The organism is Baekduia sp. (assembly GCF_035685985.1).
In the GTDB taxonomy this organism is placed as follows: Bacteria; Actinomycetota; Thermoleophilia; order Solirubrobacterales; family Solirubrobacteraceae; genus Baekduia.
Genome location: NZ_DASRZV010000033.1, coordinates 298040 through 310586 on the forward strand (window position 1 = coordinate 298040; position 12547 = coordinate 310586).

Genomic DNA, 12547 nt, shown 5'->3' on the forward strand with positions numbered 1-12547 from the left:
CGGCGGCGGGTTGAGCGCCGCCGTCCGCGTCAGCTCAGCTCAGGCCGTCGAGCCACTCGCGCATCGTCGTGTGGCGCTCGGCGTGCTCGCCGGACTCCAGCTCGTGCGTGAGCTCGCTCAGCAGGCCGAAGCGCTCGGCGACGACGTTGTGCTGGTGGATGGTCTCCAGGTTCTCCTGGCGGGCGGAGACGAACGCGCCCGGCGCCAGGCCGTCCAGCCCCTCGACGACGCCCTTGACCATCTCGCGCACGCAGTCCTCGACGAACCGCGGGCGGCGGTGGGCCTTCTCGACGACCGCGCCCTCGTCGGAGCGCTTCATCATCTCGTAGATCTCCGAGGACATCGAGTCCTCGACGATGCGCAGCAGCCGGGCGGCGTCGATGTCGGCCGTCCAGCCCTCGGGGCAGCCGATGTGCAGCGTGCCGAGGCCGCGCTGGTTGTGGGTCGCCACCGGCACGTGCTCGAAGACGCGGGCGATCTGGTCGTCGTCGAAGCCGTCCGCCGACAGACGTTGCCTTGCCGCTCCGGCAACGAGCTGCTGGGCGCACGGGCAGGCGGTCATGCCCTGGGCGGCGACGCCGATCAGCCGGCGCGTGCCGCGCTCGGTCGCCACGGCGGTCCCGAACATCGTGTACAGCTCCTGCGTCTGGATGCCGCTGACCGGCGCCGGCTTGTGCTCCGGGTAGCGCGCGGCGATCGTGACCTCGGCGCGCTTGGCGTCCTGGCGGTCGCGCACGAGCTCGGCGATCCGGCGGGCCAGCTCCTCGGCCCGGAATGCGGAGGAACCAAGGATCACCTCGCCGATCGCGTCGTTGACCGTCTCCTCGAAGCGCGACATGTGCGCGCCCTTCTGGAGCGGTCCGAGGTCGACGAAGCAGTCGAGCTTGGCCCAGTACAACTGCTCCTCGCCGTCGCGGGCGATGCGGATCACCTTCTCCACGTTCGTCACCCCGACGCGGGACAGCGAGACGTGAACGGTGGGCCGTTGGGCCTGGACGTCTGGGGAGGGAACGACGCTCGAGGTCGGCTGCATGACGCTTTTCAGCCTATCGCCACCAGTTTTTGGGATTCCCTGCCCGTCCTAACCTGTGCTAACAATCCCGGCGTCGGCTACGAGCCCCTCCGTCAGAGCACGAAGAGGACCTATGGCTCAGCCTTTGCGGGTCTGCATCCGCACGTTGCACCCAGGGGTGCGTTCCGCGTTCGCAGTACAGGGAAGAGGAGAGGGGTCCGGCGCTTGGGGGCGCGGGGCTCGGGAACGACGTCCACAAGGATCGGGTTGAGCACCAAGACCGACGTTCTACTCGCTGACGAGGCACCCATCGCGGAGCTCGACGAGCTCCGGACGCTCATCCACGAAGGGCAAGAGCGCGGGTTCCTCACCATCGAGCAGATCACCACCACGCTCGAAGAGGTCGAGATCACCAAGGAGCAGCTCAGCGAGCTGCACGCGCATCTCGACGAGCAGGGGATCTCCATCGTCACGGCCGACGGCAAGCCGGTGACGTCGGAGAGCGGGCGTGCCGAGGCGGCCGCCGAGGCACGGCAGTCCAACAACAACGGCTCGACCGAGACGCGCAAGAAGCCGGAGATCGACCTGACGGTCGAGCCGTCCCTGGACTCCCTGCGGCTGTACCTGCGCTCGATCGGCCGCGTGGCGCTGCTGACGGCCGAGCAGGAGGTGTCGCTGGCCAAGCGCATCGAGCGCGGCGACATGGCGGCCAAGCAGGCGATGGTGGAGGCCAACCTGCGGTTGGTCGTGTCCATCGCCAAGGGCTACCTGGGCCGCGGCCTGACGTTCCTGGACCTGATCCAGGAGGGGTCGCTGGGCCTGATCCGCGCGGTCGAGAAGTTCGACTACCGCCGCGGCTACAAGTTCTCCACGTACGCGACGTGGTGGATCCGCCAGGCCGTGACGCGCGCGATCGCCGACAAGGGCCGGACCATCCGCATCCCGGTGCACATGGTCGAGAAGCTCAACAAGGTCGTGCACGTCGAGCGCCAGCTCGTCCAGTCGCTCGGCCGCGAGCCCTCGCCTGAGGAGATCGCGGGCGAGCTGGAGTGCACGCCGCGCGAGGTGCGAGACATCTTGCGGATGAGCCAGCAGCCGATCTCGCTCGAGAAGCCGATCGGCGACGAGGAGGAGTCCGAGCTGGGCGACTTCGTCGAGGATCAGACGGCGGAATCGCCGTTCGAGCTGGCCGCCGAGAACCTGCGCAAGGAGAACGTGCACCGCGCTCTGGCGGCCCTGCCGCAGCGCGAGCGCGAGGTCATCGAAATGCGTTTTGGACTCACGGGGGGTCGACCGCGTACCCTTGAGGAGGTCGGTCGCGCCTTCAACGTCACCCGAGAGCGAATTCGCCAGATCGAAAACCACACCTTGAAAAAGCTCGAGTCGCTCCCCGAGGCCCAGCGCCTTAGGGACGCCTCGTAGTCCGGGGAGAATTTTCCCGGAGGAGGAGAGGGGTCAGAGGGGTGTGCTGGGGAGCGCATCCCTCACTTTCCCGAGAGGCCGCGCTGGGGAGCGCGGCCTCTCACTTTTAAGCGACGGCTCGCGCCGCGCCGCGACGCGCCGGCGCGCGCAGCGGCTTCGAGGGTCAGTCGCCCCAGGAGGCCTGGAGCAGCGCCTGGCGGCAGGAGCCGTACTCGCCGGTCCAGGAGCCGGAGCGGGCGATGGCGGCGCGCAGGACGGCCTGGGACCAGTGCTGGTCGATCGTGCCGTCGGCGCAGTCCTGACGCAGGCCGTCGGGGATCGTGACGGGCGCGGCGTCGTGGGCGACGGGCGCCTTGGCCGGCGCCGAGGACTCGGTGGTCTTGGCGGGCGGCGGCGTGGTCGGCGCGGCGGCGGTCGCGGTCGCGCGGTGGACGACCGCGGCGGTGGCGGCGGGCGTCTTGGCCGACTTCGGCGCGTGCGGCGTGGCGGCGGTGCCGCCGGAGACCACCGGCAGCGACCCGGCGACCACGACCGCCGCGCAGGCGACCTTCGGCGTCGCCGACGCGGCGACCGGCTCCCACAGCGTGCTCACGCGCTCGACCAGGCGGCCGAGCAGCGGCAGCGGCATCCAGGCGGCGACGCGGCGGTCGTCCCGCGCGCGCTTCAGGCCCGCGCGGGCGCGGACCAGCAGCGACTTGACGGCGGGCACGGTCACGTTCAGCTCGTCGGCGATGTCGACGTAGGAGCGGCCCTCCAGCTCGCGGAGCACGAGCGCCGAGCGCTGCGTGTCGGGCAGGCGGCCGACGTCGGCGACCAGGCCGCGCACGCCCATCGACCGCTCGACGGCCGCCTCGGCGTCCTCGGTCGGCGGGTGGGCGTGGTCGGCCAGCTCGACGACCGGATGGCGACGGCGCGACGCCGTCAGGTCCAGCGCGCAGTTGCGCGTGATCCGGTGCAGCCACGGGCCCAGCGACTCGGGCCGCGACCCGTTGCGCAGCGCGCGCACCGCGCGGACCATCGCCTCCTGCACGACGTCCTCGGCATCCGCCTGGCCGCCGGGCACGAACCCGCGCGCGAAGCGCACCAGCCGCCGCCGGTAGCGCTCGTCCAGCGCCGCGAACGCGTCGTCGCTGCCGGCGGCGATCAGGCCGACGAGCGTGTCGTCGCCCATCCCGGCGAGCATCGAGGGCGGCAGGGCAGGGGGGAGTGCGTCGACGGCCATCAGGGCGAAAGCTCCGAGGAGGAAGGAGGGCAGGTGGTTTTCCTGATGGCGGCGGCCATCGGGATCTATGACCGTAGGGCGCGCCCGAAGGTTGCGCCTCAGTGGGCTAAACTTCGCCCTCGCTCTGGCGGGATACCCGAGCGGTCAAAGGGGCCTGACTGTAAATCAGGTGGCTACGCCTTCGAAGGTTCGAATCCTTCTCCCGCCACTTCGCAGCGATGGACGACCGGCTCCTCCAGCTTCTCGACGACCTCCATCGCGAGGGGCGCGAGCACGATGCCCAGCACGACGACCGGCTGCTGCGGCTGCGCAACCTGGAGCCGGAGACCGGCGCGCTGTTGAACCTGATGGTCCGGACGCTCGGCGCCCGCGCCGTCCTGGAGCTGGGGACGTCGAACGGCTACTCGACGATCTGGCTGGCCGAGGCGGTCGCCGCCAACCGCGGCCGGGTCACGTCGGTCGAGCTGGATCCGGCCCGCGCGGCGCAGGCGGCGAGGAACCTCGCGCGCGCCCGGCTGGCCGACTTCGTCGACCTGCAGATCGGCGACGCGGGCGCGGTCCTCGCCCAGCTGCCCGACGCGACCGCCGACGTCGTCTTCCTCGACGCCGAGCGTCCCGAGTACCCGGGCTACTGGGACGACCTCAAGCGCGTCACGCGCCGCCCGGCGCTGCTGGCCTGCGACAACGCGCTCTCGCACCCCGAGGAGCTGGCGCCGTTCCGCGCGCTGGTCGACGCCGATCCGGACGCGCTGGCTGCGCTGGACCACACCGGGGCAGGCGTGCTGCTGATCCTGCTGCCTGCCTAGGCCTTCGCGCCTCGGGCACCGAAACTCGAACACGTTGGTTCGGTTTCGGGTCTGACGGGGAACAGGGGTTCCCGCACTGGTCCAGACAGGGAGGCACCCGAATTGCAGTACTCGCGTCTTCGCCGCGGCATGGCCGCCACGGCGACGTCCATCCTCTTCGCCCTCACGGGCAGCGCCGCCGCGCACGCCGCGACGGCCGCCGTCACCGTCACCGGTGACGACAACAACCCGGTCGCGCTCGCCGCGGGCACCGCGACCCCGATCCGCAACATGTCGCCGACGGTCGGCGTCGGGTTCGCGGACAAGAACGGCTACTTCACGCTCTCGGTCGCCGGGCCGGACGGCGTCTCGGTGGCCACGCCGTTGAACTGCTACCTCAACGACAACTACACGCGGTACCTCGACTACCGCGGCAACGGCAACTACACGGTCACGGTCAACAACTACGCCAAGGCCGACACGAGCTGCAAGTCGCCGACGTCGACGCAGACGTTCGTGTTCGCGATCAACGGCGCGACCGCGATCGCCGGGCCCTCCGGCCCGTTCCTGCGCCGCAGCCCGAACTCCTACTCGACCAACACGCTCTCGCTGCCGGTGGCGCTCAACCCGGGCGCGACGGGCTACGACGTCCAGTACGCGGCCGGCGCGGTGCTCGCGCCCGACGGCTCGATCAGCGGCGCGTCGTCGGCCGGCTACGTCAACTCGACGACCGGCATGCTGGACCTGACGTTCAGCGCGCCGGGCACCTACACGATCGTCGCCCGCGCGAAGAACGGCCAGTACGCCACGCCGTGGAGCACGCCGGTCACGGTCCGGGTGATCACGCCGTTCGACCTCAGCTCGGTGTCGTTCCCGGACTCGATCGGGCCCAAGTACACCATGAAGGGCTACCTGCGCGACACGCAGATCCGCGGCAAGATCACGCTGGCGATGGCCCGCCGCGGCGCCCACAACCGCTACGGCAAGTACAAGTCCATCGGCTCGGTGCACGTCTCCTCCAAGGGCACGTTCACCAAGTCGTTCAAGCAGAAGCGCACGGGCTACTACCGCATCCGGATCCACTTCGCGGGCTCGTCGATCGCCCCCGCGACCACGGTCTACGGACGCGTCCACATCACCCGCCGGGTCGTCTACCGGTAGACGGAGCCGGCCCGCTCGGCCGTTACGGTCTGCGTCATGCGAGAGGCACCGCTGGCGCAGACCGACGCCGGCCTCCGTCCCGAGGGCGAGGGCTGGTTCATCCTCAACGTCGCCGACGCGGCGTGGCAGACCGACGACAACGGCGGCACCGGCACCTGGTCGCTGCTGGAGCCCGACGACGGCCGCTTCGGCCAGTTCGGGATCGGCGTGCACGTCCTGCCGCCCGGCGAGGCGCCGGGGCTCTACCACTGGGAGAGCGACCAGGAGGGCTTCCTCGTGCTCTCCGGGGCGTGCGTCGCGATCGTCGAGGGCCAGGAGCGTCCGATGCGGCGCTGGGACTACCTGCACTGCCCGCCCGGCACGCGGCACATCCTCGTCGGCGCGGCCGGCGACGAGCTGTGCGCGATCCTGATGGTCGGCGCGCGGACGCCCGACAAGCTCGTGCGCTACCCGGCCGATCCGGTCGCGGCCGCGCACGGCGCGTCCGTGGACCGTGACGCCGACCACGCGCGCGACGCCTACGCGCAGGTGCCGGGCTGGGGGCGGTTCCGCACGGTGCGCGCGCCGTGGCCGGCGCCGGACGCCGCGGCGTAGGCGGGCCCCGGACACTAGGTGTCGGCGATGATGACGACGGTCGTCAGCACGCCCATGCCGATCGAGAGCGCCCCGATCAGCCACATCACGCGCGCGTCCATCGGCAGGTACTCGCCGGCGCGGATCGCGCGATCGACCTCGCGCCCGCGCCACAGGCCGTAGATGACGATGAGCACGCCCAGCACCGCGTAGCCGGCGCCGAGGACGATGAACGGCCACTGGACGCCGCCGGCGCTGAGGTCCGGGACGACCTTGCCGACGCCGAGGGCCACGGCGGTCGCGGTCAGGCCGGTCCGCAGCCAGGCCAGGACGGTCCGCTCGCTGGCCAGCCACGTGCGCCGGGTCGCGTCGCCGTCCTGGTCGAACACGCGATGCTCGGGCGCCGGCGGCGGCTCGTCGATCGTCCGACCCTCGTTGGACACCTGCCAGAAGGTATCGGCCCGACCACCTTCCCTTAAGAAATTGCGGTTAGCATGCCGCCTTCCTCATGACCAGAATCCGCAACATCGCACTGTCCCTGAGCGTGCTCGCGCTGGCCGGCGGCGCCGTCGCCGGCTGCGGCGGCAGCGACAACAGCGACGGCTTCCGCAAGGACGGCTCCAAGATCGACGGCGATCCGGCGACGACGCTGCCCGCCGAGCTGGCGTCGACGAAGTCGTCGATCAAGACCCGTCAGCCGGGCGAGCCGCTGCCCGCGCAGACGAGCGTCACCGGCGTGAGCACGGACCTCGGCAAGAAGCCCGACGTCCCGAAGGCGACCGGCGCGGCGCCGAAGGAGCTGCAGGGCTCCGACGTCGTCGTCGGCACGGGCGCCGAGGCCAAGGACGGCGACAAGGTCACCGTCCAGTACGTCGGCACGCTCTTCAGCAACGGCAAGGAGTTCGACACCTCCTGGAAGAAGGGCCGCACGCCGTTCGAGTTCACGATCGGCCAGGGCCAGGTCATCCAGGGCTGGGACCAGGGCGTCCCGGGCATGAAGGTCGGCGGCCGGCGCGTGCTGGTCATCCCGTCGGACCTCGCCTACGGCTCCGCGGGCTCGCCCCCGACGATCCCGGCCGACGCGCCGCTGATCTTCGTCGTGGACCTCAAGAAGGTCTCCAAGGGCTCCTAGCGGGTCTTCGCGGCACCCCGCGCGCCGGGACCGGAGCGACCGACGCTTCCGGCTGGCGCGCGGGCCCTCGCGGTGGGACCATGGCTCCCGTCCACACCCGCGAGCACAAGGAGTTCCTGATGGAGTCCTCCACGCCGGCCCGAGTCCTCGTCGTCGCCCACCGCACGGCCGCGACCCCGGCGCTCCTGGACGCGGTTCGCGAGCGGGCCGCCGGTGGGCCCGCGGCGTTCACGCTGCTGGTGCCCAAGACCGCGCGCGGCCTGCACCGGGTCGTCGACGCCGAGGACCAGCCCGACGACGCCGCCCTGGCGGTGCTCGAGCTGGCGCTGCCGTTGTTGGAGGAGGCGGCCGGCGGTCCCGTCACGGGCCTGATCGGCGTTCCCGAGCCGCTCAACGCGGTCCAGGACGCGGTCAACCTGCACGGCTTCGACGAGATCATCATCTCGACGCTGCCCGCGCGGGTGTCGAAGTGGCTGCATCTGGACCTGCCGTCGAAGGTCGGCGGGCTGGGGCTGCCGGTCACGACGGTGACCGCGAAGGAGCGCTCGGCGACCCCCGCCTGACGGAGGGTTGACCGACAGCTCTAGAATCCTGGGGGTGCCGTCGTGGGAGGCGGCAGGGACGCCATGAGCAACGGCACCAGGGTCAGGGTCTATGTGGCAGACGACCATCCCGTCTTCCGGGATGGCGTCGTGCTCGCGCTGCGGCGAAGGCCGGAGTTCGAAGTCGTGGGCGAAGCCGACGACGGACGCACCGCGCTCGAGGACATCCGGGTGCTCAAGCCCGACGTCGCGCTGCTCGACGTCAAGATGCCGGGGCTGGACGGGCACACGGTCCTGCGCGCGGTCCAGCGCGATGACCTGCCGACCGCGGTCGTGCTGCTGAGCGCGACCGTGCTGCCGCCCGAGGCGCGCGAGGCGCTGGCCGCGGGGGCGATGGCGTACCTGTCCAAGGAGGTCAACCGCGACGCGATCTGCGACGCGGTGGCCGCCGCGGCCCGCGGCGACCGGCTGCAGGTCGACGTCGCCGAGCCGGTCTGGGAGCGCCCGCTGCTGTCGCCGCGCGAGCTCGAGGTGCTGCGGCTGACCGCCGGCGGCCAGAGCGCGCCGTCGATCGGCCGCGAGCTGCACCTGAGCCCCGAGACCGTCAAGACGCACCTCAAGAACGTGTACGAGAAGCTCGGCGTCAGCGACCGGGCGGCCGCCGTGGCCGAGGGCATGCGCCGCGGCCTGGTCGAGTGAGCGCGCGCCGCGCCGCGCGAAGTTCCCTCGACCGGGGGATGAGGACGCCGTTAGGCGGCGCCGATTCTCTGAGTACAACGGACGAAGCCCCCACCGACACTTCCCCTTCACCAGGTCCCCTCTGGTGCGTCGGCCACATTCGTCCCACATCAGCGAGGCGGTCTTCCCTGCTCTGGACCTCCTCGTGCCGCAGGACGAGATGGGCGGGCGTGTCTCCTGCTCTGCACGCCCGCCCATCTCCGTCTCCGCGCCCTGCCAACCGGCAGGTTCTCGGTAAACTCCGCTTCCCCACGCCCTCTTAGCTCAGCTGGCAGAGCACTTCCATGGTAAGGAAGGGGTCGCCGGTTCGAATCCGGCAGAGGGCTCTGGTTGTAGGACTTCAGATCCCCGCCCTTGGGCGGGGATTTCTCGTTGGCGGGCCGGTCCGCCAACCACGACAGCGCGGGCCTGAGGGTCCGCGAGGGTCCATCGGGACCCTCGATCGCGTGCGGCAGAGCGGTCGTCGCCCGGGCCCGCTTCTCCCGCGCATGCTCCCCGTCGCACCAGCCGCCGGCGGACCCAGCGCGACCGGCTCGTCGCGCGACGACGGCTTGAACGCCGACGGACGCCGAGGGCCGCTGCGGTCGCCGCTGAGGGCATTCGAGCGGTGGAGCCGCGGGACGCGGCGGAACACCTGACGATCGCCGGCCGGTCGCGCATCGACAGCTGTCGACTCCGCGGTCGCCGTGCCGAGCGTAGATTGCGCCGGGCATGCGCTCCGAGAGCCCCAACGCGCTGAGGGTCGCGATGGCCGCTACGTCGGTGCTCTCGCGCCTGGGCCGAATTCCCCGCTAGGGGAATCGCTTCGACGCGGCCGATCCGCGCCCGCTCCTCGTTCGCGACACGCGATCAATCGCCTCGCCGTCGCCGCTCGTTCGTCGATCCGCTCACGCCCAAACAGGGATGCTCTGCCTTGCCTTCTCGACCCATGCTTGAACCGTCCGCCTCGGCGCGGGTGTCGTCCCTCGGCCTCCGCGGGGCCGACATCGTCCTGCGCACGCTGGAGGAGGTGGGCGTCGAGGTCTGCTTCGGCATGCCCGGCGGCGCGATCCTCCCGATCTACGACGCGCTGGCGCGGGGGACGACGCTGCGTCATGTCCTCGTTCGCCACGAGCAGGGCGCGGGCCACATGGCCCAGGGCTACGCGCGTGCGTCGGGCCGGCCGGGCGTCGTGCTGGCGACCTCCGGGCCTGGGGCCACCAACCTCGTCACGCCGATCGCCGACGCACGGATGGACTCGACGCCGTTGGTCTGCCTCACGGGGCAGGTGCGCTCGGATCTGATCGGCACCGACGCGTTCCAGGAGTGCGACATCGTCGAGGTGGTCCGGCCGCTCGTCAAGGGTGCCTGGCCGGTGCGCGATGTCGCTGACGTCGGTCCGACGATCGCCCACGCGGTGGCGCTGGCGTGCGCCGGGCGGCCGGGACCGGTGCTCGTCGACATCCCACGCGACGTCCAGGAGGCGGTGCTCGGCCGCGTCGCCGGCGCAACGGCGACCGCGGGCCTCGGGGCGAGCCCGGCAGCGCCCGGCGACGTCGACGTCCGCGCCGTCACCCGCGCGCTCGACGAGCTGGCGGGGGCGCGGCGGCCCGTCCTCTACGTCGGCGGCGGCGCGCAGGGCTGCGCGGACGACGTGCGCGCGCTCGCCGAACGGGCGCAGGTCCCGGTCGTCACGACCCTCATGGGCAAGGGTGCCTTCCCCGAACGCCATCGCCTCTTCGTCGGCTGGCCGGGCATGCACGGGACCCGCGCGGCGAACCGCGCGCTGCACGATGCCGACCTCATCATCGCCGCGGGCGCGCGCTTCGACGATCGCGTCACCGGCCGCGTCGACGCGTTCGCCCCCGGGGCTCGCGTCGTGCACATCGACGTCGACGCGCACGAGCTGGGCAAGATCCGCCACGCCGACGTCGCCATCCACGGCGACCTCGGCGGCGTGCTGCGCGCCATGACCGCGCGGCTGGGGCCGGTCGCCCGTGCCGATCGGAAGGCCTGGCGCGAGGAGCTCGCAGGCTGGCAGCGCCGCCACCCGCTCCGCCACGCGCCGGGCGTGGCGGGCGGACCGCTCAAGCCCCAGGACGTCCTGCGGATCGCGGCCGCCGCGACCGCCGCGCGCCGCGACGTCATCTGGACCACGGGCGTCGGTCAGCACCAGATGTGGGCGATGCAGCACCTGGGCGTCGACGCGCCCCGCTCGTTCCTGACCTCGGGCGGCCTCGGGACGATGGGCTACGGCCTGCCCGCCGCGCTGGGCGCGAAGCTCGCCCGCCCCGACGCGACGGTGGTCGCGATCGACGGCGACGGCTCGTTCCAGATGACGCTGCAGGAGCTGGGCACCGCCGTCGCGGCCGAGATCGCGGTGGTGGTCATCATCCTCAACAACGGGCAGCTCGGCATGGTCGACCAGTGGCAGACCATGTTCTACGACCAGCGCCGCTCGCACTCCGACCTGCGGCCGGGAATGCCGTCGTTCGCGGCGATCGCCCGCGGCTACGGCGCTCATGGTCACGACGTCCACACCGAGGGCGAGTTGCGCGACGCCTTGGCCGCGGCCCTGGAGGCCGATCGCGCTACGGTGCTCGACGTCCGCGTCGATCCGGGCGAGGCGTGCTTCCCGATGATCCTGCCGGGCGGCGCCGCGGCGGATCAGGTCGAGTGGGACGGTCGCTCGTGAATGAGATCCAGACCTTGGTCGACAGCCTCGCGCAGCGCCTGCAGCGGCCCGTCGGCGTGGACGACCGGCGGTTCTGCGCGATCGCCTACAGCTCGCACACGCACGAGGTCGACTCGGTCCGGCGCACCTCGATCCTGGGGCGCCAGGCGCCGGAGGCCGTCACCCGGTGGCTGGAGGGCCTCGGGCTGATGGACGCGCGCGACGTCGTCCACGTGCCGGCCAACCCCGAGTTCGAGATGGTTCGGCGCGTGAGCATCCCGGTGCGCTTCCACGACCGGCTGCTCGGGTTCCTGTGGCTGCTCGAGGACGACGCGCCGCTCACCGAGGATGAGCTGGAGCTGTCCCGCCGCGTCGTCGCGGAGCTCGCCCAGGAGCTCTATCGCGAGCGCCAGCAGACCAACGAGGAGCGCCGCCGCGAGGCGGCTTGGGTGCGGCAGGCGCTGGACCGCGCGCCGGGCGGCCCCGTCCCCGGCCCCCCGGGGATCGCACCCGACGCGCTCTACGCGGTGCTGGTCGTCGACGTCTTCGTGGCGCCGGGCGCGGTCCTGCCGCCGGGCGTCGACGTGCGGATGACCGAGGCCGTGGACCAGCTGCGACGCGGCATCGGCCCGCGGCATCAGATGGCCCTGATCGATGATCGCGGCGCGCGCATCGTGCTCTCGGCCGGCGTGGCGGCGGAGATCCGACGCCACGCCGCGGCCCTGCTGGCCGCGGCCGAGGCCGAGCTGGCCGACCTCGACGGCGTGTCGGTGGCGGTCGGAGTGAGCGACCTGATGGGGTCGATCGAGCCTCTGCCGGCAGCCGCGGCACAGGCCCGACGCGCGGCGCGGCTCGGTGCGTCGATGCCCGACCTCGGGCGCCTGGTGCTCTGGAGCGAGCTGGGCGTGACGCGGCTCCTGGGCGAGCTGGTCGGCGACCGCGACCCGGCGTCGCTGATCCCGGAGGCGGTGCGCCGGCTGGTGGCCGATCCCGACGCGGCGTCGCTGGTTCCCACGCTCGAGGCCTACCTCGAGCACGCCGGTGACGTGGCCGCCGCGTCCGCCGAGCTGTACATCCATCGCTCCAGCTTCTACAACCGCCTGCGCCGGATCGAGGAGGTCGCCGGAGTCGACGTCCGCTCGGGCGCGGACCGGCTGGAGCTCCACCTCGGCCTGCGGCTCTGGCGGATGGGCGGCGCTCCGCGCGATCGCTGACGGCCGGGGCGCCGCGCTCGACGGCTGTCGAGCCGGGCATCCCGGAGAGGCGACCGGATGCGGGTCCGGGCGCCGCGGGCCGCCCGTAGCCTC

12 protein-coding genes and 2 tRNA genes are annotated in these 12547 nt (G+C 72.2%); 11 read left to right on the plus strand and 3 right to left on the minus strand.

Going from position 1 to position 12547, the window contains the following annotated elements:
• Positions 1 to 34: 34 nt before the first annotated feature.
• Positions 35 to 1033 carry a GTP cyclohydrolase MptA gene (mptA, locus tag VFG42_RS22890; protein ID WP_324911140.1) on the minus strand — a complete coding sequence of 333 codons (999 nt, stop codon included), beginning with the start codon at positions 1031 to 1033 and terminating at the stop codon, positions 35 to 37.
• A gap of 288 nt (positions 1034 to 1321) precedes the next feature.
• On the opposite strand from mptA, the gene VFG42_RS22895 reads away from it, so the two are divergent.
• Positions 1322 to 2434 carry a sigma-70 family RNA polymerase sigma factor gene (locus tag VFG42_RS22895; protein WP_414642455.1) on the plus strand — a complete coding sequence of 371 codons (1113 nt, stop codon included), beginning with the start codon at positions 1322 to 1324 and terminating at the stop codon, positions 2432 to 2434.
• Between the two features lie 163 nt (positions 2435 to 2597).
• Here the strand turns inward: VFG42_RS22895 and VFG42_RS22900 are convergent, their stop codons facing one another.
• The gene (locus VFG42_RS22900; protein ID WP_324911142.1) at positions 2598 to 3656 is read right to left on the minus strand and encodes a sigma-70 family RNA polymerase sigma factor; all 1059 of its coding nucleotides are present in this window, start codon (positions 3654 to 3656) and stop codon (positions 2598 to 2600) included.
• Positions 3657 to 3782: 126 nt separating this feature from the next.
• On the opposite strand from VFG42_RS22900, the gene VFG42_RS22905 reads away from it, so the two are divergent.
• The 4 genes from VFG42_RS22905 to VFG42_RS22920 all read left to right on the plus strand — a co-directional run bounded on the left by VFG42_RS22905 (position 3783) and on the right by VFG42_RS22920 (position 6196).
• Positions 3783 to 3864: transfer RNA gene (locus VFG42_RS22905), tRNA-Tyr, on the plus strand.
• 10 nt (positions 3865 to 3874) lie between these two features.
• Positions 3875 to 4462, plus strand: a complete 588-nt coding sequence (locus VFG42_RS22910) for an O-methyltransferase (protein ID WP_324911143.1) — start codon at positions 3875 to 3877, stop codon at positions 4460 to 4462.
• A gap of 129 nt (positions 4463 to 4591) precedes the next feature.
• Complete coding sequence (locus VFG42_RS22915) at positions 4592 to 5602, plus strand: hypothetical protein (protein WP_324911144.1); 1011 nt, start codon at positions 4592 to 4594, stop codon at positions 5600 to 5602.
• A 36-nt stretch (positions 5603 to 5638) separates the two neighbouring features.
• A complete protein-coding gene (locus VFG42_RS22920) occupies positions 5639 to 6196 on the plus strand; it encodes a cupin domain-containing protein (protein ID WP_324911145.1) in 558 nt (185 codons plus the stop codon).
• Between the two features lie 14 nt (positions 6197 to 6210).
• Here the strand turns inward: VFG42_RS22920 and VFG42_RS22925 are convergent, their stop codons facing one another.
• Positions 6211 to 6618 carry a YidH family protein gene (locus VFG42_RS22925; RefSeq protein WP_324911146.1) on the minus strand — a complete coding sequence of 136 codons (408 nt, stop codon included), beginning with the start codon at positions 6616 to 6618 and terminating at the stop codon, positions 6211 to 6213.
• Between the two features lie 65 nt (positions 6619 to 6683).
• Between VFG42_RS22925 and VFG42_RS22930 the strand changes: the two genes are divergently transcribed.
• The 6 genes from VFG42_RS22930 to VFG42_RS22955 all read left to right on the plus strand — a co-directional run bounded on the left by VFG42_RS22930 (position 6684) and on the right by VFG42_RS22955 (position 12454).
• Positions 6684 to 7307 carry an FKBP-type peptidyl-prolyl cis-trans isomerase gene (locus tag VFG42_RS22930; RefSeq protein WP_324911147.1) on the plus strand — a complete coding sequence of 208 codons (624 nt, stop codon included), beginning with the start codon at positions 6684 to 6686 and terminating at the stop codon, positions 7305 to 7307.
• 80 nt (positions 7308 to 7387) lie between these two features.
• Positions 7388 to 7870, plus strand: coding sequence for a hypothetical protein (locus tag VFG42_RS22935; RefSeq protein ID WP_324911148.1), 483 nt, complete (start codon positions 7388 to 7390; stop codon positions 7868 to 7870).
• A gap of 63 nt (positions 7871 to 7933) precedes the next feature.
• A complete protein-coding gene (locus VFG42_RS22940; RefSeq protein ID WP_324911149.1) occupies positions 7934 to 8548 on the plus strand; it encodes a response regulator transcription factor in 615 nt (204 codons plus the stop codon).
• Between the two features lie 292 nt (positions 8549 to 8840).
• Positions 8841 to 8913: transfer RNA gene (locus VFG42_RS22945), tRNA-Thr, on the plus strand.
• Positions 8914 to 9515: 602 nt separating this feature from the next.
• Positions 9516 to 11261: a biosynthetic-type acetolactate synthase large subunit gene (gene ilvB / locus VFG42_RS22950; RefSeq protein ID WP_324911150.1), complete on the plus strand. Its 1746-nt coding sequence runs from the start codon at positions 9516 to 9518 to the stop codon at positions 11259 to 11261.
• Positions 11258 to 12454 (plus strand): helix-turn-helix domain-containing protein, encoded by a 1197-nt coding sequence (locus tag VFG42_RS22955; protein ID WP_324911151.1) that lies wholly within the window; start codon positions 11258 to 11260, stop codon positions 12452 to 12454. Before ilvB ends, VFG42_RS22955 begins: the two co-directional genes overlap by 4 nt.
• The last annotated feature ends 93 nt before the right edge of the window (positions 12455 to 12547 follow it).

Bases quoted from the DNA above. Each gene is read 5' to 3' on its own strand.
- VFG42_RS22920 (WP_324911145.1), top strand. From the start codon at position 5,639: ATGCGAGAGGCACCGCTGGCGCAGACCGACGCCGGCCTCCGTCCCGAG.
- VFG42_RS22910 (WP_324911143.1), top strand. From the start codon at position 3,875: ATGGACGACCGGCTCCTCCAGCTTCTCGACGACCTCCATCGCGAGGGG.
- VFG42_RS22935 (WP_324911148.1), top strand. From the start codon at position 7,388: ATGGCTCCCGTCCACACCCGCGAGCACAAGGAGTTCCTGATGGAGTCC.
- VFG42_RS22940 (WP_324911149.1), top strand. From the start codon at position 7,934: ATGAGCAACGGCACCAGGGTCAGGGTCTATGTGGCAGACGACCATCCC.
- VFG42_RS22915 (WP_324911144.1), top strand. From the start codon at position 4,592: ATGGCCGCCACGGCGACGTCCATCCTCTTCGCCCTCACGGGCAGCGCC.
- VFG42_RS22900 (WP_324911142.1), bottom strand. From the start codon at position 3,656: ATGGCCGTCGACGCACTCCCCCCTGCCCTGCCGCCCTCGATGCTCGCC.
- ilvB (WP_324911150.1), top strand. From the start codon at position 9,516: ATGCTTGAACCGTCCGCCTCGGCGCGGGTGTCGTCCCTCGGCCTCCGC.
- VFG42_RS22930 (WP_324911147.1), top strand. From the start codon at position 6,684: ATGACCAGAATCCGCAACATCGCACTGTCCCTGAGCGTGCTCGCGCTG.
- mptA (WP_324911140.1), bottom strand. From the start codon at position 1,033: ATGCAGCCGACCTCGAGCGTCGTTCCCTCCCCAGACGTCCAGGCCCAA.